This window comes from Streptomyces sp. RP5T, assembly GCF_003933965.1.
Taxonomy (GTDB): Bacteria; Actinomycetota; Actinomycetes; order Streptomycetales; family Streptomycetaceae; genus Streptomyces.
The window spans coordinates 10,317-31,113 of record NZ_RSAJ01000009.1; the positions used below are offsets into that span (position 1 = coordinate 10,317).

Genomic DNA, 20,797 nt, shown 5'->3' on the forward strand with positions numbered 1-20,797 from the left:
GCGCGGACGGTGGACACGCACCCCGTCTGCCACTAGCTTCAAGCGCCGACTCGGCTGAATCGATACAAGTCCGAGCGGTCGAAGGGATCACGGCATGACCGACGGAGTCCACCGCACCACCGTCGAGGGGCTGACGGTCGAGCACCGCACCGATCCGCTCGGCGTGGACGCGGCCCGCCCGCGATTCGGCTGGCGCACCGCGTCCCGGGTCCGCGGCCGGCGTCAGACGGCGTACCGCATCCTGGTGGCGTCCGGCCCCGACCATCTGGCCGAGGGCCGTGCGGACGTCTGGGACAGCGGCCGGACCGAGGCGCCGGACTCGGTGGCCGTGCGCTACACGGGCCCCGAGCTGCGCGCCTCGACGCGCTACCACTGGACGGTCCAGGTCTGGGACGAGCACGGGCGCAGGCTTCCCGACGCCCCGGCCGCCCGCTTCGAGACCGGCCTGCTCAGCTCCGACGGGGTGACCGGCTGGGACGGCGCGCGGTGGATCTGCATGGCGGGCAAGGAACCGAACAGCGCGGGCGCGCCGCTCCTGAGGAGGCAGACCGCCCTCCGGCCCGGCCGGGTGGGGGCGGCCCGCCTCTACGTCTCCGCGCTCGGCGTGTACGAGGCCCACGTCAACGGGCACCGGGTCGCCGTGCCCCAGGACGGCGGCACCACCTACGAACTCCTCACCCCGGGCTGGACCAACTACGACACCACCGTCAACTACTTCACCTACGACGTGACGGACCTGCTGGCCGAGCAGCAGCAGGTCACCCTCGCCGCCGTCCTGGGCAACGGCTGGTACAACGGCCGCGTCTCCGAGAACAGCGTCTACTACTCCGAGACCGGCAACCGCCTCGCCCTCAAGGCCAAGCTCCTGATCCGCTACGAGGACGGCTCGACCCAGACCGTCGTGACCGCGCCCGGCGACGACTGGCGGGCCACGGACACCGGCCCGTACCGCGCCGACGACATCTACGACGGCCAGACCTACGACGCCCGCCGGGAACTGCCCGGCTGGACCGCCAACGGCTTCGACACCGCCACCTGGTCCGCGGTCGAGGAGCACGACTTCACCACCCGGTTCCCCGGCTCCCGCCTGGTCGCCCACCCCGGCGAGTCGGCCCGGCTGATGCCCGAGTGGGACCGCGGGCCGCAGTCGATCACGGTCCGCACCGGCGGCGAGGATCCCGTCGCCGACCCCGCCCGCACGGTCACCGACCCCGCCGAGGCCGCCACCGCCTCCCTCACCCTGCACCCCGGCGAGACCGCCGTGTACGACCTCGGCCAGAACATGGTCGGCGTCCTGCGCTACACCCTGCGGGGCCCAGCCGGAGCCGAAGTCGCCTTCAGGCCGGGGGAGATGCTCAACGACACCAGCGCGGGCGCGGACGGGCCCGAGGGCTCCGTCTACCGGGCCAACCTCCGCACCGCCGAGGCCACCAGCGCGTACGTCCTCAAGGGCGACCCGCAGGGCGAGACCCACCAGGACTCCCTGACCTTCTACGGCTTCCGCCACATCTCCGTCACCACCTCGCAGCCGGTCACCCTCACCGCCCTGACCGGCAAGGCCGCCACCTCCGCCCTCCACGACATCGGCCACGTCACCACCGACGACCCCGACATCAACCAGCTGATCAGCAACGTCCGTTGGGGCCAGCGCGGCAACTACCTCTGGGTGCCCACCGACTGCCCGCAGCGCGACGAACGCTGCGGCTGGACCGGCGACACCCAGGTCTTCGCCCGCACCGGGCTCTACAACGCAGACGCGGTCACCTTCCTGAGCCACTTCCAGGACACCCTGATCGACTCCCAGCGCACCTACGGCGCGGACGGCGCCCAGTTCACCTGGATCGCCCCCGGCGCCCGCTACAACGACCCGGACCCGGCGAGCGGCTGGGCGGACTGCGGGGTCGTCGTCCCCTGGACGGTGTGGCAGATGAGCGGCGACACCACCATCGTCGACCGCAGCTGGGACGCGATGACGGCCTACATGGACTGGATCCGGGCGCGCACCGGCGACACCGGCGCCGGGCAGGGAGCGATCTTCGGCGACTGGCTGGCCTTCCAGGTCACCAGCACCCAGCTCGTCAGCGACGCCTACTACGCCTACAGCGCCCGGCTCATGGCCGAGATGGCCCGCGCCACCGGCCGCACCGCCGAGGCCCGCGCCTACGACGACCTCTTCTCCCGGATCAAGCGGGCGTTCGTCACCAAGTACCTGAGCACCGAAGACGGCCGGCTCACGGTCCGCTCCAGCCTCGGCTCCCCGCCGCCCTGGACCCCGGGAGGCAGCCCCACCCGGACCGAGGACGACAGCCAGACCGCGCTGCTCTGGGTCCTCAAGCTCGGCCTGTACGACACCGGGGCCCAGCGGCGCGCGATCGTCGACCTCCTCGTCCAGAACATCGGCAACTCCGCCGACTACAAGGCCGCCCACCCCGGCAGCACCCGCGTCGGGTACGCCGAGAACACCCTCTCCGTGGGCTTCCTCGGGGTGAACGTCCTGGCTCCCGTCCTCACCGAGCACGGGCGGGTCGACCTGGCCTACGAGCTGCTGCACCAGGACGCGATGCCGTCCTGGCTGTACTCGGTGAGGAACGGCGCGACCACCATCTGGGAGCGCTGGAACTCGTACGCCAGGGAGGACGGCTTCGGCCCGGTCGCGATGAACTCCTTCAACCACTACGCCTACGGCGCGATCATGGAGTGGATGTACGAGAGCATGGCCGGCATCGCCACGGACCCGGCCTATCCCGGCTTCAAGCACTTCTTCCTGCGGCCCCGCCTCGACCCGACCGGCAGGATCACCCGGGTCACCGGCTCGCACCGGTCGCCGTACGGCGAGATCCTCAGCGCGTGGACGGTCCGGGACAGCGCGTTCACGCACCGGGTCGCGGTCCCCGCCAACAGCACCGCGACCCTGCGCGTCCCGACGGCCGACCCCGACTCCGTGCGCGAGGACGGCACCCCCCTCTCACAGGTCCGGGAGGTGGCGTACCTGGGCTTCGAGGACGGCATCGCCTCCTACGAACTCCCCTCGGGACACTACGAGGTGACGTCCTCGCTCGCCTGAGAGTCCACCAGCACCACTTCCAGGGTGCGCGGACCGTGCACCCCCTCGACGCGGTCCAGCTCGATGTCACTGGTCGCCGAGGGACCGGAGATCCAGGTCAACGGGCGCAGCGGGTCGAGCCGTTCGAGGGCCTGCGGCACGGAGGAGACCACCTGGTCCGGGACGCGGACGACACAGATGTGGTGGTCCGGGACCAGGGTGATGCGGCGGCGGCCCTGGTCCGGGCCGCCGTCCAGCACGAGGGTGCCGGTCTCCGCGACGGCCACCGCACACGCCGTGACCACGCTGTCGATCCGGTCCAGTTCGTGCGGGGTGCTCCCGGCCCGGTCCGGGATCTGCTCGGCGCCGGCCTCCGCGAGCCAGGCCGGTGCGAGACCGGGCGGCACGAGGACCGTCCTCGCGCCGCGGGCCGCCAGCATTCCGGCGAGCGTCGCCGGCAGGTCGGCCGCCGTGCAGCGGTGCACGATCGCCCGGTAGTCGGCGAGGTTCTCGGCCAGCAGCTCCACGGTCTCCGCGACGCTCCGGTCGCCGTGCTCCCGCAGATAGGCCCGCTCGACGGGGGTGTCCGCGGCCGGCGCGTCGGCCAGCGCGCGCCGCACCCGGCCCAGGATCCGTTCCCTGCTGCTCACTTGCCCGACTCCTTGCCGCCGTTGGTGCGCTGCCACCAGTCACGGAAGGGCTCCGCCGGCACGGCGGGCAGATCCCGGGTGCCGCTCCACGCCCTGCCGGGGCCCGGCAGGGTCCGCGGATGCAGACGCCGGGTCCGTGAGGCCGCCCGCTGGCCGGCGCGCAACACACCGGGGTGTGCGAACGCCCAGCGGGCCGCCCGCATGGCCGCCCGCTCGGCCGCGTGCCCCTTGGCGGGCTTGAGCACCACCTTGTTGCCCTCGCGGACCACGGGCCCGCCCTCCACGACCCGCTCCCGCAGATGCACCAGCACCTCGGGGATGTCGATGGCGACCGGGCAGACCTCGTAGCAGGCCCCGCACAGCGAGGAGGCGTACGGCAGCGAGGCGTCGATCTCGCTTGCCGTGCCCCGCAGTTGGGGGCTGAGGATCGCGCCGATCGGTCCCGGGTAGACCGAGCCGTAGGCGTGCCCGCCGGCTCGTTCGTAGACCGGGCAGACGTTGAGGCAGGCCGAGCAGCGGATGCAGCGCAGGGCCTGGCGGCCGACCTCGTCGGCGAGGGTGTCGGAGCGGCCGTTGTCGAGCAGCACCAGATGGAAGTTCTGCGGGCCGTCCTCGTCGGTGGTGCCGGTCCAGGTCGAGGTGTACGGGTTCATGCGCTCGGCCGTCGAGGAGCGGGGCAGCGTCTGGAGGAAGACCTCCAGGTCCTGCCAGGTCGGCACGATCTTCTCGATGCCGACGACCGAGATCAGCGTCTCGGGCAGGGTCAGGCACATCCGTCCGTTGCCCTCGGACTCCACGACCACCAGGGTGCCGGTGTCGGCGACCATGAAGTTGGCGCCGGAGATTCCGACCTTGGCGCGCAGGAACTTCTCCCGCAGGTGCAGCCGGGCCGCCTCCGCCAGTTCGGCGGGCGTGTCGGTGAGGCCCTCGGGGGCCGGGCGGCCCCACTCGCTCATCTCCCGCTCGAAGATGTCCCGGATCTCGCCGCGGTTGCGGTGGATGGCGGGGACGAGGATGTGCGAGGGCCGGTCCTTGCCCAACTGCACGATCAGCTCGGCGAGATCGGTCTCGTAGGCCCGGATGCCCGCGGCCTCCAGCGCCTCGTTGAGTCCGATCTCCTGCGTGGCCATCGACTTGACCTTGACGACCTCCGACTCCCCGGTCATCTTCACGAGCCGGGTCACGATGTCGTTGGCCTCGTCGGCGTCGGCGGCCCAGTGGACGGTGCCGCCCGCCGCCACCACGGACTCCTCCAACTGCACCAGGTAGCGGTCGAGATGACGCAGCGTGTGGTCCTTGATCCGCTTGCCCGCCTCGCGCAGCTCCGCCCAGTCGGAGACCTCGGCGACGGCCGCCGCCCGCTTCGCGCGGATGGTGTGCGTGGCGTGGCGCAGATTGCCGCGCAGCGTCTGGTTGTTGACCGCCTCGTGCGCGGCCTCGGGAAAGGCCGGCATGCCCAGATACGTCCCGCTCATACCGCCGGCTCCTCTTCCGTGCTCGCCAGGATCTCCGCGATGTGCACCGGCCGCATGCCCGACTCCAGCCGGCCCATCGTGCCACCGATGTGCATCAGACAGGAGTTGTCGGCCGCGCACAGCACCTCGGCACCCGTCGACTCGGCGTTGCGCACCTTGTCCGCGCCCATCGCCGCCGAGACATCGGAGTTCTTCAGCGCGAAGGTGCCACCGAACCCGCAGCACTCGTCGGCCCCCGGAAGCTCCTTCAGCTCAAGCCCCTTGACGGCCTGGAGCAGCCGCCGCGGCCGGTCACCGAGCCCGAGGCCGCGCAGTCCGTGACAGGTCGGGTGGTACGTCACCGTGTGCGGGTAATACGCCCCGACGTCCGTCACCCCCAGCACGTCCACCAGGAACTCCGTCAGCTCGTACGTCTTGGGCACCACCGGCGCCAGCGTGGCCGCGAGGCTTTCCCCGCGCCCCTCGGCCCGGGCCCGCTCACCCATCCGCGGATACAGCTCCCGCACCATCGCCCCGCACGATCCGGACGGCGTCACGATCGCCTCGTAATCCCGGAATACATCGGAGAAATGCCGGGCGAGTGGTTCCGCCTCATGCCGGTAGCCGGTGTTGTAGTGCGCCTGCCCGCAGCAGGTCTGGGACATCGGGAAATCGACGTCCACGCCCAGCCTGGTCAGCAGTTTCACCACAGCGCGCCCGGTGTCCGGATACAGCGTGTCGTTGACGCAGGTCAGGAACAGAGCGACACGCATCGCGGCTCCTTGTGGTTCGGTCATCGGATCAGTGCAGCGTAGCCGGGACGCGAGGCCCCGGGGGAGACCCGGGTCAGTCCCCGGTGAGACGGGCCTGCGCCGCGCGCCAGTGCCCGGGGTCGCCCCGGGGCTCGTAGCGTGTCAGCGGCTGGGTCCGGGTGAGCAGGTCACGGCCGCCCGCGAGGTCGCCGACGAGCCCGTGGGCCCGCGCCTGGACCAGGACGTTCCCGAGCGCGGCCGCCTCGGTCGGCCCCGCCACCACCGGCAGCCCGCAGGCGTCGGCGGTGAGCTGGCAGAGCAGGGCGTTGCGGGTCCCGCCGCCGACGACGTGCACGACGTCCACCGGGTGGTCGGCCAGCCGCTGCGCCTCCTCGACGGCCTTGCGGTGGGCGAGGGCCAGCGAGTCGAGGATGCAGCGGGTGACCTCGGCGGGCGAGACGGGCACCGGCTGCCCCGAGGCGCGGCACGCCTCGGCGATCCGCTCCGGCATCCGGCCCGGCGCGAGGAAGCCCGCGTCCCCGGCGTCCACCACCGACCGCAGCGCCGGCACCTCGGCCGCCTCCCGCAGCAGTTCGCCCAGATCCGGGTCGCCCCAGGCCCGTACGCACTCCTGGAGCAGCCACAGCCCCATGATGTTCCGCAGGTACCGGACCGTGCCGTCGAGCCCCAGTTCGTTGGTGAAGTTGGCGGCCCGGCTCTCCTCCGTCAGCACCGGCGCGGCCAGCTCCAGGCCCGCCAGGGACCAGGTGCCGGTGCAGATGTAGGCGAACCGCTCGCCGGACGCGGGCACGGCGGCCACCGCGGAGGCGGTGTCGTGCGAGCCCACGGCCGTCACCGGCACGGGCCCGGTGAGCCCGGTCTCCTCCAGCACCTCGGGCCGCAGCACACCGGCCGCGTCACCGGGCTGCCTCAGCGGCGCGAACAACCCCAGGTCGATGCCCAGCCGCTCCGCGGTGTCGTACGACCAGCCGCGGGTCCGGGGATCGATCAGCTGGGTCGTCGAGGCGTTGGTCAGCTCGGTGCCCTGCTCGCCGGTCAGCCAGTAGGTGAGCAGATCGGGGATCAGCAACAGCCGCCGAGCGCCCGTGCGTTCCTCGGCCACCAGCTGGTACAGGGTGTTGAAGGGCGCGTACTGCAGCCCGGTCGCCGCGTAGAGCTCGGACGCGGGCACGGTCGCCCACACCTTCTGCGCGATCCCCTCGGTCCGGGAGTCCCGGTAGTGCACCGGGTTGCCCAGCAGGGCCCCGTCGGCGTCCAGCAGGCCGTAGTCCACGGCCCAGCTGTCGATGCCGACGGAGTCGAGTCCTCCACCGCGGTGGGCACCGGCCGCCCGCAGCCCGTCCAGGACACCGCCGTACAGCGCGAGGACGTCCCAGCGCAGGCCCTCGGGAATCCGCACCGGCCGGTTCACGAACCGGTGCGCCTCGGACAGCTCCAGGCTGTCCGGGCCGACACGGCCGACCATGACACGTCCGCTGGACGCGCCGAGGTCGACCGCGGCGTACGACTTCACGGACGCGCTCATCGCAGGAAGGCGGCCGCGACGCCGGCGTCGACCGGGACGTGCAGCCCGGTGGTGTGCGTCAGCTCCCCGCCGGTCAGCGCGAACACGGCGTTCGCCACGTGCTCGGGGAGCACCTCGCGCTTGAGGATGGTCCGCTGGGCGTAGAACTCGCCCAGCTTCTCCTCCTCCACGCCGTACACGGCCGCCCGCTGGGCGCCCCAGCCGCCGGCGAAGATGCCCGAACCGCGCACCACGCCGTCCGGGTTGACGCCGTTGACGCGGACGCCGTGCTCGCCCAGCTCGGCGGCGAGCAGCCGCACCTGGTGGGCCTGGTCGGCCTTGGTGGCGGAGTAGGCGATGTTGTTGGGGCCCGCGAACACGGCGTTCTTGGAGGCGATGTAGACGATGTCGCCGCCCAGCTTCTGAGCGATCATGACCCGCGCCGCCTCACGGGACACCAGGAAGGAACCGCGCGCCATGATGTCGTGCTGGAGGTCCCAGTCCTTGGCGGAGGTCTCCAGGAGCGGCTTGGAGATGGAGATGCCGGCGTTGTTGACGACGAGGTCCACCCCGCCGAAGGCGAGCAGGGCGGCCTTGAAGGCCGAGGCGATCTGCTGCTCGTCGGTGACGTCCACCGTCACGGCGACGGCCTTGTCCGACCCGCCCAGCTCCTTCGCGACCGCGGCCGCGTTCTCGCCGTCGAGGTCGGCGACGACGACACACGCGCCCTCGGCGACCAGCCGCTGCGCGATGGCCTTCCCGATCCCGCTGCCGGCCCCGGTCACGAGCGCGACCCGCGTCGCGAGCGGCTTGGGCTTCGGCATCCGCTGGAGCTTGGCCTCCTCAAGGGCCCAGTACTCGATGCGGAACTTCTCGGACTCCTCGATCGGCGCGTACGACGAGACGGCCTCGGCGCCCCGCATCACGTTGATCGCGTTGACGTAGAACTCCCCGGCGACCCGGGCGGTCTGCTTGTCCTTGCCGAAGGAGAACATGCCGACACCCGGGATGAGCACGATCGCCGGGTCGGCGCCGCGCATCGCGGGGGAGTCGGGCAGGGCGTGCCGCCGGTAGTAGGCGGCGTACTCGTCGCGGTACTCCGTGTGCAGTTCGCCGAGCCGCGCGACGGCCTCCTCCAGCGGAGCCGTCGGCGGCAGGTCCAGGACGAGGGGCCGCACCTTGGTCCGCAGGAAGTGGTCGGGGCAGGAGGTGCCGAGGGCGGCGAGGCGCGGGTGCTCGGCGCGGGCCAGGAAGTCCAGCACGGGCTCGGTATCGTTGAAGTGCCCGACCTGCGGCTTGTCCTGGGACGCGATCGCGCGGACGTACGGCGCGAGGGCGGCCGCGCGCTCCTTCCGCTCGGCCTCGCCGAGTGCGCCGTACCCCTCGACGACGGGTCCGAAGGGCTCGGCCTTGCCGCGTTCCTCCAGGAACTTCTCGGCGGTGCGGATGATGTGCAGCGAGTTCTTCTCGCACTCCTCGGCCGTGTCGCCCCAGGCGGTGATGCCGTGCCCGCCGAGGACGACCCCGATCGCCTGCGGGTTGGCCGCCTTGATGGCGGCGATGTCCAGTCCCAGCTGGAAGCCGGGCCGCCGCCACGGCACCCAGGCGACGGTGTCCCCGAAGCACTCGGCGGTCAGCTTCTCCCCGTCGGCGGCACAGGCGAGCGCGATCCCGGAGTCCGGGTGCAGGTGGTCGACGTGCGCGGCCTCCACCAGTCCGTGCATCGCGGTGTCGATGGAAGGAGCCGCGCCCCCCTTGCCGTGCAGGCAGTAGTCGAACGCGGCGACCATCTCGTCCTCGCGCTCCACCCCCGGGTAGACGTCGACGAGCGCCCGCATCCGGTCGAGCCGCAGCACGGCGAGCCCGGCCTCGGTCAGCGTCCCGAGGTCGCCCCCGGACCCCTTGACCCACATCAGCTCCACGTCACCCCCGGTGACGGGATCGGTGTCGGTGCCCTTGGCGGAGGCGTTGCCCCCGGCGTAGTTGGTGTTACGGGGATCGGAGCCGAGCCGACGGGAACGGGCGAGGAGGGCGGCGGCTTCGGGGTGGGGTGCCATGACTTTCGGTTCCTTACGTGAGAAAGGGCGGGATCTCGCTTTTAGGGGCGCGGGGAACTGCGCGACCGGCCACGGACGGCCGGCAGCCCGCAGACTTCAGAACGAGGCAGACGCTCACGCCCCCCAACCGGCCTGCTCCCCACCAACCCGCGAGGCCACGATCTTCTCGGCCCACCCGGACCGCTTGTACGCGGCGATGGGGTTCGCGTCGAGCCCCGTCTCCTCGCGCACCTCGGCGAGCAGCGGCCGCACATCGGTGTTGTACGCGTCCATCAGCACGGCGTTCGCCTCCAGCACATCCCCCTCGCGCTGGGCCACGGCAAGAGCGTCCCGGTCGACCAGCAGCGCCTTCGCGGTCGCCTCCTGGACGTTCATGACGGAACGGATGATCGCCGGGATCTTCGCCTCGATGTTGTGGCACTGGTCGAGCATGAAGGCGACGTCGGGCGTGAAGCCGCCGCCGCGGATGACCTCGTACATGATCCTGAACAGCTGGAAGGGGTCGGCCGCCCCCACCATGAGGTCGTCGTCGGCGTAGAAGCGCGAGTTGAAGTCGAACCCGCCGAGCTTCCCCTCGCGCAGCAGCGTGGCGACGATGAACTCGATGTTGGTGCCGGGCGCGTGGTGACCGGTGTCCACGACGACCTGCGCCTTGGGCCCGAGCTTCAGGCAGTGCGCGTACGCCGTGCCCCAGTCCGGCACGTCCGTGGAGTAGAACGCCGGCTCGAAGAACTTGTACTCCAGCAGCATCCGCTGCCCGTCACCCAGCCGGTCGTACACCTCGGAGAGGCCCTCGGCCAGCCGGTCCTGGCGGGCCCGCAGATCGTCCTGACCGGGATAGTTCGTACCGTCGGCGAACCACAGCTTCAGGTCCTGGGAGCCGGTCGCGTCCATGATGTCGACGCACTCCAGCAGATGGTCGAGCGCCTTGCGCCGCACCGAGGCGTCCGGATGGCAGATGCTGCCCAGCTTGTAGTCGTCGTCCTGGAAGGTGTTGGAGTTGATGGCGCCCAGCCTCACGCCCCGCTCCTCGGCGAACTTCGCCAGCGCGGCGTAGTCCTCGACCTTGTCCCACGGGATGTGCAGGGCGACGGTCGGGGCCACCCCGGTGAACGCGTGGACCTGCGCCGCGTCCTCCAGTTTCTCCTGCGGGGTACGCGGTACGCCCTGCTGGGCGAACACCTTGAAGCGGGTTCCCGAGTTCCCGTACGCCCACGACGGCGTCTCGACGGCCTGGGTCTTGAGAGCGGCCTTCACCGCGGCGAGCTCGGTCACTTGAGGGCTCCTGTGACGTCGGGTCTTGAGGGCTTCCGAACTGCTTCACTGTGAAACGATTCAAGACGCGAAAGTATGGGGACCTCGCGGGGGTGTCAACCCCTGCGGCCAAGGCTGTTGCTCGTGACCCGGCTGTGACCTGAGTTCATCGAAAGTTTTTCGACACGAACCCATTGACGTGACATGCGCTCCATGCCTAACGTCCCGGCAACCAAGTTGAAACCTTTCACGACGCCGTGAGGGCCGTCCCGCCGGCGTCGTCGAGGAGCCTCCAATGACCCACCCGTCCACCACGGGTCCGGCCCCGGTTCTCGCGCTCAGGGACATCTCCAAGTCCTTCGGCGCGGTTCGCGCCCTGCGGGACGTCTCCCTGGAGCTGTATCCCGGGGAGGTGCACGCCCTCGCCGGCGAGAACGGCGCGGGCAAGTCCACCCTCATCAAGACCCTCGCGGGAGTGCACCGGCCGGACACCGGCCAGGTACTGCTCGACGGCGAGCCGGTCGTCTTCCACGGTCCCGGCGACGCACGCGACGCCGGTATCGCCGTGATCTACCAGGAGCCCACGCTCTTTCCCGACCTGTCGATCGCCGAGAACATCTTCATGGGCCGCCAGCCCCGGCGCGCTCTCGGCCGGATCGACCACAAGGCCACCCACTCCGCGACCCTCGCCCTGATGCAGCGTCTCGGCGTCGAGCTCGACCCCGACCGACCGGCGCGCGGCCTGTCCATCGCCGACCAGCAGATCGTCGAGATCGCCAAGGCGCTGTCCTTCGAGGCCCGCGTCCTGATCATGGACGAGCCCACGGCGGCCCTGACCGGCAGCGAGGTGGCCCGCCTCTTCGGCGTCGTCAAGGCGCTGCGCGAGCAGGGTGCCGCGGTGCTGTTCATCTCGCACCGGCTGGAGGAGATCTTCCAGATCTGCCGGACGGTCACCACCCTGCGCGACGGCGCCTGGATCTCCAGCGAGCCCATCGAGGGCATGACCGAGGACGACCTGGTCCGCCGCATGGTCGGCCGTGACCTCGAAGAGCTCTACCCCAAGCAGGACGTGCGTCCCGGAGAGGTCGCGCTCACGGTGAGCCGGCTGACGCGGGAAGGCGTCTTCACCGACGTCTCGTTCGAGGTCAGGCGAGGCGAGATCGTCGGTCTGGCGGGACTCGTCGGAGCGGGCCGTACCGAGGTCGCCCGGGCCGTGTTCGGCATCGACCGCTGGGACGCGGGCGAGGTCTCCGTGGACGGCCGGGCGCTGGTCAACGGCGCCCCCTCCACCGCGATGGCCGCGGGCCTCGCCCTGGTCCCCGAGGACCGGCGCGCCCAGGGCCTCGTGATGGACATGTCTATCGAGCGCAACATCGGTCTCACCGGCCTGCGCACGACCGTCAAGGCGGGCCTGATGGACCGCGGCGCCGAACGCAGCCGGTCCCTCGACTGGGCCGTCAAGCTCCAGGTGAAGTACGCCCGGATCGCCGACACCGTCAACACGCTGTCGGGCGGCAACCAGCAGAAGGTCGTCCTCGCCAAGTGGCTGGCCACCGGCCCCAAGGTGCTCATCGTCGACGAGCCGACCCGCGGCATCGACGTCGGCACCAAGGCCGAGGTGCACCGGCTGCTCAGCGAGCTGGCCGCCGACGGGGTGGCCATCTTGATGATCTCCTCCGACCTGCCCGAGATCCTCGGCATGGCCGACCGCGTGCTCGTGATGCACGAGGGCCGCCTGACCGCCGAGATCCCGCGCTCCGACGCCACCGAGGAAACCGTGATGGCCGCAGCCACCGGGAGGGCCGCCGCATGACGGTCACCACCCCTCAGCAGGCTCCTCCCGCCGAGGTGCCCAAGGCCGGTGCCACCCGGCTCGTCGACCGCGTCTTCAAGATGCGCGAGCTCGCCATCCTGGTCGTCTTCCTGGTGATGATCGTCGTCACCCAGATCGGGAACAGCGACTTCCTCACCGAGCAGGGCATCAAGGACCTGCTGCTGAACGCCACGATCCTGGTGCTGGTCGCCACCGGCCAGTCGCTGGTCGTGATCACGAGGAACGTCGACCTCTCGGTCGGCTCCACCCTCGGCATCAGCGCCTTCGCCGCCGGAACCTACCTCCAGGGCGGCGGCAACCCCGTCGTGGCGATCGTGCTCGCGGTCTTGATGGGCGTCGGCTTCGGCCTGCTCAACGGCCTGCTCGTCAGCCTCGGCCAGGTGCCCGCGCTGGTGGTCACCCTGGGCACGCTGTACATCATCCGCGGCATCGACTCCATCTGGGTCGGCTCCCGGCAGATCACCGCGGCCGACCTCCCCGACAGCTTCGTGAACTTCGGATCCGGCGGAATCTCCGCGGTGCCCTGGCTGGCCATGATCGCGCTGGCGGTCCTCGTCGCCACCGCCTACTACCTCAAGCACTTCGGCAGCGGACGCGAGCTGTACGCGCTCGGCTCCAACCCCGAGGCCGCACGGCTCGCCGGCATCCCGGTGCGCAAGCGGATCCTGGCCGCGTACACCTTCTGCGGCGGCCTCGCGGGGCTTGCCGGCGCGATGTACCTGGCCCGCTTCGGCAACGTCGACTCGGGCACCGGCACCGGCTACGAACTGACCGTCGTCAGCGCGGTCGTGGTCGGCGGTGTCGTCTTCACCGGCGGCTCCGGCAGCGTCTACGGCGCGGCCCTCGGCGCCCTGCTGCTGACCTCCATCAACAGCGTGCTGCCCGCCCTCGGCGTCAGCTCGGTGTGGGTGCTCGCCATCAACGGCATCCTGCTCATCCTCGCCATCGCGGTCGACCGGGTCGTCGCGCTGCGCGTGGCCTCCGCCCTGAAGAAGAGGAACGCCCGCCATGCCTGACTCCCTCATGCGTGCGATCCGCTGGGACACGGTGGTCGGCGCACTCCTGATCGTGGTCCTGCTGCTGTCCTTCGGCACCGTCGACGGCTTCGGCAACGCGCTGAACCTGTCGTTCCTGATCGGCAACACCCTGCCGATCGCGCTGATCGCCCTGCCCATGACCATGCTCGTGGTCTCCGGCGAGATCGACCTCTCGGTCGCCTCCACCGCCGGCCTGTCCGGCGCGGTGATGGGCGCCCTGTGGAACCAGGGCCTGACGATCGAGATGATCATCCCGATCTGCCTGGTGCTCGGCGTGGTGTGCGGGCTGATCAACGGCCTGCTCGTCACACGGCTCGGCCTGCCCTCCCTCGCCGTCACCATCGGCACCCTCGCCGCCTACCGGGGCATCGCACAGATCGTGCTCGGCTCCGACGCGGTGACCGACTTCCCGACCCAGTACCTGGACTTCGCGGCCGGGCGGATCGGGGACACCTTCGTCCCGCGGGCGTTCATCCCCTTCCTCGTCCTGCTCGTGATCGCCGTGGTCGTCCTGCACGCCACGCCGTTCGGGAGGTCGGTGTTCGCGACCGGCGCGAGCGAGGAGGCGGCGCGGTTCGCCGGCGTCCGCGTCAAGCGCCAGAAGCTCGTCCTGTTCACGGTGACGGGCCTGATGGCCTCCCTCACCGGCATCTTCTGGGCCCTGCACTACGCCAGCGCCCGCTACGACAATGCCACGGGACTCGAACTCTCCGTCGTGGCAGCCGTGTTGCTGGGCGGCATCGACTTCGACGGCGGCAAGGGCACGCTCGGCGGCGCGATCGCGGGAGTCTTCCTCCTCGGCACGCTGCAGAACGTGATGAGCCTCCAGGACGTCTCCGCACAGTCCCAGATCGTCGTCACCGGCGTTCTGCTGGTCCTCTCCGTGCTCGGCCCGCGGGTCGCACGGCAGATCTCGGTTGCGAGGGCCGGCCGCCGAGCCGCCTCGACACCGGCGTCCAAGGCGCCCACCCCGGCCGGCTAGGCCCGGGCGACCCAGGAAACCTCGTATCCGCTCACCCTCGTAAGGAAGATCCGTCATGCGTAAGTCATCCCTCCGCCGTACCTGCGCGGCCCTCGCCGCCGGCACCTCCCTCGCCCTGGCTCTCACCGCCTGCGGCGGCACCACCAAGAAGGACGTGCAGGACGAGGGCGCCTCGGCCGCCTCCACCGCCAAGGCCGACCCGAACGCGGCCACCAAGAAGGGCCTGACCGTCGGGTTCCTGCCCAAGCAGGTCAACAACCCGTACTTCACCTCCGCGGACAAGGGCGGCGAGCAGGCGCTGACCGAACTGGGCAGCAAGTACAAGGAGGTCGGCCCCTCCAGCGCCACCGACACCGCCGGGCAGGTCTCCTACGTCAACACGCTCACCCAGCAGCAGGTGAACGCGATGGCCGTGTCCGCGCAGGACCCGGGCGCCCTGTGCACCGCCCTCAAGCAGGCCATGAGCAACGACATCAAGGTCGTCACCTACGACTCCGACACCAAGCCGGAGTGCCGCAACGCCTTCGTCTCGCAGGCCTCCGCCGAGGACCTGGGCCGCACCGAGGTGCAGCTGCTCGCCGAGCAGATCGGCTACAAGGGCGAGATCGCGATCCTGTCCGCCGCCCAGACGGCAACGAACCAGAACACCTGGATCGACTTCATGAAGGACGAGCTGAAGCAGGACAAGTACAAGAACATCAAGCTCGTCAAGGTCGCGTACGGCAACGACGACGCCCAGCAGTCCTTCCAGCAGACCCAGGGCCTGCTCCAGGAGTACCCGAACCTGAAGGGGATCATCTCCCCGACCACCGTCGGCATCAAGGCCGCCGCCCAGTACCTCTCCGGCTCCAAGTACAAGGGCAAGGTCAAGCTGACCGGCCTCGGCACCCCCAACGACATGCGCAAGTACGTCAAGAACGGCACCGTCGAGGGCTTCGAGCTGTGGGACCCGGCGAAGCTCGGCGCCCTGGCCGCGCAGACCGCCGTTGCCCTGTCCTCCGGTCAGATCACCGGCAAGGAGGGCGAGACCTTCAAGGCCGGCGGCACGACGTACACCATCGGCAAGGACGGCGTGATCAACCTCGGCAAGCCGACCGTGTTCACCGCCAAGAACATCGACCAGTTCAACTTCTAGTTGCGGAGCGGTACTTCATGCAGCGCGTCTGTTTCCTCCTCAAGGTCCGTCAGGACAGGCTCACCGAGTACCGCGAACGCCACGCCGCCGTGTGGCCGGAGATGCGAGAAGCGCTCTCCGCCACCGGCTGGCACAACTACTCGCTCTTCCTGCGCGACGACGGCCTGCTCGTCGGCTACCTGGAGACCGAGGACTTCGAGGCCGCCAAGGCAGGGATGGAAGCCACCGAGGTCAACGCACGCTGGCAGGCCGAGATGGGCGAGTTCTTCGAGTCCCTCGACGGAGCCCGCCCCGACGAGGCGATGAAACCGCTCACCGAGGTGTTCCACCTCGCCTGACCCCTCCCCACCAGGCCTCACCCGGACCGCAGGAGCCGCTCCATGAGAAGACGCACACTGCTCGCAGGTGCCATCGTGTCCGCCATGTCCACCTCCGCGCTCACCGGCGGCACCGCCCGCGCCGCCGACCCCGGCCCCTCCGTCACCCGCACCGGGACCACCACGCTCGACACCCAGGCCGTCTTCTTCGTCTCCTACGACGGCCTGGTCAACAACAACTCGTTCCAGAAGAACGGCCTGCTGACCTACAAGGGCTACCAGTACGCCGTCTGGTACACCGCCGACAAGAACGCCGTCGTCGGCCGCCGCGTCCTCGGCGCCGGCACCTGGTCCACCGTCCAGGTCGGGCACACCCTCAAGGCGAGCGACTCCCACAACGTCATCTCCATGGGCGTCTCCAAGACGGACGGCCGCCTCCACCTCAACATGGACTCGCACAGCGACGGCTTCACCTACGTCAAGTCGGTCGCGGGGCTCATGGACAACCCGTCCGGGCTGAGCTGGACCTCCGCCCGCTTCGGCGCACCCCAGTCCACCCTGGACGGCCTCGCGCTCACCTCGCAGTTCACCTACCCCCAGTTCGTCTCCACCCCCGACGGCAAGCTCCAGCTCAGCTACCGGGCCGGGATATCCGGCAACGGCCGCAACGCCCTCGCGGAGTACGACGGTTCGAGCTGGACCAACCTCGGGGAGTGGTCCAGTTCCACGGGCACCTACACCAGTGAGCACGGCTCCTCGACGGCCCGCAACATGTACCTGCACGGCATCGACTACGACCGGAACGGCCGGCTGCACTCCTTCTTCACCTGGCGCGAGCAGAACGGCGCCGTGATGTGCAACAGCGGCGGCATCACCAACCACGACACCGGCTACGTCTACTCCGACGACCGCGGCCGCACCTGGCGCAACAACGCCGGCGCCGTCGTGGGCACCACGGGCGGCTCCGACAAGGTCGCCGTCACCGACTCCGGCCTGGTGATCGACGCGCTGAACCCGGACCACTCCCTGATGAACCAGGAGAGCCAGTTCACCGACTCCGCGGGCCTGCCGCACGCGATCGTCTCGTACGTCCCCGGCCGCTTCGGCCAGTGCACCACGAACTACGTCGCCGACCGCACCGCCAACGGCCGCGCCTTCCACGTCCGCAAGAACTCCTCGGGCACCTGGCAGAAGACCGAGATCCCGGTCGTGCTCGGCTCCAGCCAGCGCACCAAGCTGCTCCTGGACAAGTACGACAACGCCTACGCCGTCTACCCGTTCGGACGGATCGCCGCCGCCTCCAAGGCCTCCGGGTACACCGACTGGAAGGTCCTCTTCGACGGCAGCGGCCTCAACGCCTTCGGCGAGGTCGTGATCGACGAGACCCGGGTCGCCCAGGACAACGTGCTGTCCTTCATGTACCAGGAGAAGTCGAGCGGTACGACCCCCTCTGCGCTCCACGTCGTGGACTTCGCGCTGCCCGCCTGACCGCATCCGATGTGGGGGCGGCCTGCGGGTAGTGTGAAGGCCCCCCGCCGCCCCTTCTTCCCTGGAGGTCCCTGCCCGATGGCCCAGTCGGTGGGTATCAAGGACGTCGCCCGCGCCGCCGGAGTCTCCGTCGGCACGGTCTCCAACGTCATCAACCGTCCGGACTCCGTCGCCACCGAGACCCGGGCGCGCGTCCTGTCCGCGATAGACCGGCTCGGCTACGTCCGCAGCGAGTCCGCCCGCCAACTGCGCGCGGGACGCAGCCGGATCATGGGGCTGCTCGTGCTCGACATGGGCAACCCCTTCTTCGTCGACGTCGCGCGCGGCGCCGAGCGGGCCGCCCGCGAGGACGGCCTCGGCGTGATGGTCTGCAACAGCGCCCAGAGCGCGAGCGAGGAGGCGGAGTACCTGTCCCTCTTCGCCGAGCAGCGGGTGCGCGGCGTCCTGCTCACCCCGACCGACGCCTCCGGCCGCAACATCGACTCCTTCCGCCGCCACGGCATCCCCTTCGTCCTGGTCGACCGGGTCGCCGAGGGCACCACCGAGTGCTCGGTCTCCGTCGACGACGTCGCGGGCGGCGCGCTGGCCGTGCGCCACCTCGTGGACGCGGGACACCGCTCCATCGCCTACGTCAGCGGCCCGCCCGGACTCAACCAGGTCCGCGACCGCCGCACCGGCGCCCTGAACGCGCTCGCCGAGGCGGGCCTCGGCCCGGAGAACCTGCGCGAGCTGCCCACCGAGCGGCTCGACGTGGCCGCGGGCCGGGACGCCGGCGCCCGTCTGCTCGGCCTCGCGGACCGCCCGACCGCCGTGTTCTGCGCCAACGACCTGCTCGCCCTCGGCGTGCTGCAGGCCATGTACGCGGCGGGCGTCACGGTCCCCGACGACCTCGCGATCGTCGGCTACGACGACATCGAGTTCGCCGCCGCCGCGGCCGTCCCGCTCACCTCGGTCCGCCAGCCCGCCGTCACCATGGGCGCCCTGGCCGCCGAACTGCTCCTGGAGGAGACGGAGACCGAGACCACCGGCAAGCGCCACGAGCACCGCCGGGTGGTGCTCCAGCCGGAACTGGTGGTGCGCCGCTCCAGCCTCGCGGCCCGCTGACCGGCGAGTCAGTAAGATTTCATGATCCAGGGGGTCCGGCGACGGACGAACATGTGCTGAACTGGGACGCGCCCTGAAGAATCCGTCCGTCCCGGGAGCCCTGTTGACCGCGACCTACCGCCAGCCCGGTCTCGTCCTCACCGACCGCCGCTTCACCGTCCCCCTCGACCACGACGACCCGGCCGGGGAGACCATCGAGCTCTTCGCCCGCGAGGCGGTGGCGAGCGACAAGGCGGGCCAGAACCTGCCGTGGCTGGTCTACCTCCAGGGCGGCCCCGGCTTCGGGGCGAACCGTTTCGTCGGCAAGGGAGCCTGGTTCGGCCGGGCCCTGAAGGAGTTCCGGGTCCTCCTGCTCGACCAGCGCGGCACCGGCCACTCCACCCCGGCCAACCGCCAGACCCTCCCGCTGCGCGGTGGCCCCGCCGCCCAGGCCGACTACCTGGCCCGCTTCCGCGGCGACTCCATCGTCCGCGACTGCGAGGCGATCCGCGCCCAGGTCACCGGCGGCGGCCCCTGGACCGTCCTCGGCCAGAGCTTCGGCGGCTTCTGCACGACGACCTACCTCTCCCGCGCCCCCGAGGGCCTCGCCGGCGCCCTCGTCACCGGTGGTCTGCCCTCCCTCGACGCCCACGCCGACGACGTCTACCGGGCCGCCTACCCGCGCATCGAGCGCAAGGTCACCGCGCACTACGCCCGCTACCCGCAGGACGTCGAGCGGGCCCGCCGTATCGCCGACCACCTCCTCACCCACGACGTGACCCTGCCGAACGGTTACCGGCTGACCGTCGAGGCCTTCCAGTCGCTCGGCATCCTGCTCGGCGGCGGCGAGGGCAGTCACCGTCTGCACTACCTCCTGGAGCACGCGTTCGTCCGGACCCCGCAGGGACCCGAACTCTCCGACGCCTTCCAGGAAGAGGTCCAGGGCCTCCTCTCGTACGCCGCCCACCCGCTGTACGCCCTCGTCCACGAGGCCATCTACGGCCAGGACGAGCGGCCCACCGCCTGGTCGGCCGAACGGGTGCGCGCCGAGTTCCCGCAGTTCGACGCGGCCAAGTCGCTCGCCGGCGACGAACCGCTGCTGTTCACCGGGGAGTCCGTCCACCCCTGGATGTTCGACTGCGACCCCGCCCTGCGCCCGCTGCGCGAGACCGCCGAGCTCCTCGCCGCCCGCACCGACTGGCAGCCCCTGTACGACCCGGCCCGCCTCGCCGCCAACGAGGTCCCGGTCGCCGCCGCCGTCTACCACGACGACATGTACGTCGACACGGCCCACTCCCTGGAGACCGCCCGCGCGATCCGCGGTCTGCGCACCTGGGTGACGGACGAGTTCGAGCACGACGGCGTCCGCGCGGGCGGCCCCCGCGTCCTGGACCGCCTGCTCGCCCTCGCGCGCGACGAGGTCTGACGCGACGAGACCCGTCGTGAGGACCCGGGCGACCGGGAACGACGACATGCCTCGCCCCTGATTCCGGCATAAGGTTCATTTCGATCACGCGTCGACGCCGGAGCCGAGAGGACGTCAGCAGATGAGCACACCGTCACCCCACGGACGGTCCCGGATCGCCGCTCTCGCCCTGGTCCTGGCCGCCGCGAGCGCGCTCACGCTGACGGCCTGCGACGACTCCGGCGGCTCGTCGACGTCCTCGTCCACGCCCAGCGCCCCCGACACGGCCTCCTTCTCCGGAAACGCGGCCTCCGCGCTCGCGTCCGCGGAGGCGTCCGCGCGGGCGAAGGCCTCGGAGCTGGCCGCGTCCGCCTCGGCGGCCGCCTCGTCCTTCGAGGCCTCCGTCTCCGCCGAGGTGGAGCGCGCCAATAAGGCGGCGCAGACCGAGCTCGCGAAGGTCGACGGGCAGGGCAACGCGATGTCCGACGTCACCATGACCGGCAAGCCGCGCTCCGAGACCGGCGGTCTGCTCGCCGTGGTCGTCACCATCACCAACAAGACCGACAGGACGGCCTCGTACGCCGTCCAGGTCGACTTCCTCGACTCCTCGGGCAAGGCGGTGGAGACCCGGTACGTCGGCGCCGAGGACCTGAAGCCGGGGGAGAAGGCCCAGCCCGTCGCCGTCAGCCGCAAGCCCGCCGAACCCGTGCTGACGCCCCAGCTGGCGAAGGCGCAACGTTACTGACCTGCGCTCACCCTTCGCGGCGGGGCCGTTAGGGTG

16 protein-coding genes are annotated in these 20,797 nt (G+C 70.9%); 10 read left to right on the forward strand and 6 right to left on the reverse strand.

What is annotated here, in order from left to right; all coding sequences use genetic code 11:
* Nucleotides 1-94: 94 nt before the first annotated feature.
* Nucleotides 95-3,064 carry an alpha-L-rhamnosidase gene (locus EHS43_RS01885; protein WP_125188783.1) on the forward strand — a complete coding sequence of 990 codons (2,970 nt, stop codon included), beginning with the start codon at nt 95-97 and terminating at the stop codon, nt 3,062-3,064.
* Here EHS43_RS01885 and EHS43_RS01890 read toward each other — a convergent pair.
* The 6 genes from EHS43_RS01890 to rhaI all read right to left on the reverse strand — a co-directional run bounded on the left by EHS43_RS01890 (nt 3,037) and on the right by rhaI (nt 10,756).
* Nucleotides 3,037-3,693, reverse strand: coding sequence for an LUD domain-containing protein (locus EHS43_RS01890; protein WP_125188784.1), 657 nt, complete (start codon nt 3,691-3,693; stop codon nt 3,037-3,039). The two genes, EHS43_RS01885 and EHS43_RS01890, sit on opposite strands and share 28 nt — an antisense overlap.
* A complete protein-coding gene (locus tag EHS43_RS01895; RefSeq protein ID WP_125188785.1) occupies nt 3,690-5,168 on the reverse strand; it encodes a LutB/LldF family L-lactate oxidation iron-sulfur protein in 1,479 nt (492 codons plus the stop codon). Before EHS43_RS01895 ends, EHS43_RS01890 begins: the two co-directional genes overlap by 4 nt.
* Complete coding sequence (locus EHS43_RS01900; RefSeq protein WP_053848277.1) at nt 5,165-5,920, reverse strand: (Fe-S)-binding protein; 756 nt, start codon at nt 5,918-5,920, stop codon at nt 5,165-5,167. Before EHS43_RS01900 ends, EHS43_RS01895 begins: the two co-directional genes overlap by 4 nt.
* A 73-nt stretch (nt 5,921-5,993) precedes the next feature.
* A complete protein-coding gene (locus EHS43_RS01905; protein ID WP_125188786.1) occupies nt 5,994-7,445 on the reverse strand; it encodes a rhamnulokinase family protein in 1,452 nt (483 codons plus the stop codon).
* Complete coding sequence (locus EHS43_RS01910) at nt 7,442-9,481, reverse strand: bifunctional aldolase/short-chain dehydrogenase (RefSeq protein WP_125188787.1); 2,040 nt, start codon at nt 9,479-9,481, stop codon at nt 7,442-7,444. The genes EHS43_RS01905 and EHS43_RS01910 overlap by 4 nt, the downstream gene beginning before the upstream one ends.
* A 114-nt stretch (nt 9,482-9,595) precedes the next feature.
* On the reverse strand, nt 9,596-10,756 hold the full coding sequence (gene rhaI, locus EHS43_RS01915) for an L-rhamnose isomerase (RefSeq protein ID WP_125188788.1): 1,161 nt from the start codon (nt 10,754-10,756) through the stop codon (nt 9,596-9,598).
* Between the two features lie 274 nt (nt 10,757-11,030).
* Between rhaI and EHS43_RS01920 the strand changes: the two genes are divergently transcribed.
* From EHS43_RS01920 to EHS43_RS01960, 9 genes are all read left to right on the forward strand, one after another.
* Complete coding sequence (locus tag EHS43_RS01920; RefSeq protein ID WP_125188789.1) at nt 11,031-12,548, forward strand: sugar ABC transporter ATP-binding protein; 1,518 nt, start codon at nt 11,031-11,033, stop codon at nt 12,546-12,548.
* The gene (locus EHS43_RS01925; protein ID WP_125188790.1) at nt 12,545-13,585 is read left to right on the forward strand and encodes an ABC transporter permease; all 1,041 of its coding nucleotides are present in this window, start codon (nt 12,545-12,547) and stop codon (nt 13,583-13,585) included. Before EHS43_RS01920 ends, EHS43_RS01925 begins: the two co-directional genes overlap by 4 nt.
* Nucleotides 13,578-14,588, forward strand: coding sequence for an ABC transporter permease (locus EHS43_RS01930; RefSeq protein ID WP_125188791.1), 1,011 nt, complete (start codon nt 13,578-13,580; stop codon nt 14,586-14,588). Before EHS43_RS01925 ends, EHS43_RS01930 begins: the two co-directional genes overlap by 8 nt.
* Before the next feature lie 55 nt (nt 14,589-14,643).
* Nucleotides 14,644-15,723, forward strand: coding sequence for a rhamnose ABC transporter substrate-binding protein (gene rhaS, locus EHS43_RS01935; RefSeq protein ID WP_125188792.1), 1,080 nt, complete (start codon nt 14,644-14,646; stop codon nt 15,721-15,723).
* A 17-nt stretch (nt 15,724-15,740) separates the two neighbouring features.
* Entirely contained in the window at nt 15,741-16,061 is a 321-nt protein-coding gene (locus EHS43_RS01940) for an L-rhamnose mutarotase (RefSeq protein WP_125188793.1), read from the forward strand.
* A 42-nt stretch (nt 16,062-16,103) separates the two neighbouring features.
* The gene (locus EHS43_RS01945) at nt 16,104-17,528 is read left to right on the forward strand and encodes a BNR repeat-containing protein (protein ID WP_125188794.1); all 1,425 of its coding nucleotides are present in this window, start codon (nt 16,104-16,106) and stop codon (nt 17,526-17,528) included.
* A gap of 78 nt (nt 17,529-17,606) precedes the next feature.
* Complete coding sequence (locus tag EHS43_RS01950) at nt 17,607-18,632, forward strand: LacI family DNA-binding transcriptional regulator (RefSeq protein ID WP_125188795.1); 1,026 nt, start codon at nt 17,607-17,609, stop codon at nt 18,630-18,632.
* A gap of 103 nt (nt 18,633-18,735) precedes the next feature.
* Nucleotides 18,736-20,037 carry an alpha/beta fold hydrolase gene (locus EHS43_RS01955; protein WP_125188796.1) on the forward strand — a complete coding sequence of 434 codons (1,302 nt, stop codon included), beginning with the start codon at nt 18,736-18,738 and terminating at the stop codon, nt 20,035-20,037.
* Between the two features lie 121 nt (nt 20,038-20,158).
* Nucleotides 20,159-20,761, forward strand: a complete 603-nt coding sequence (locus tag EHS43_RS01960; protein ID WP_125188797.1) for an FxLYD domain-containing protein — start codon at nt 20,159-20,161, stop codon at nt 20,759-20,761.
* The last annotated feature ends 36 nt before the right edge of the window (nt 20,762-20,797 follow it).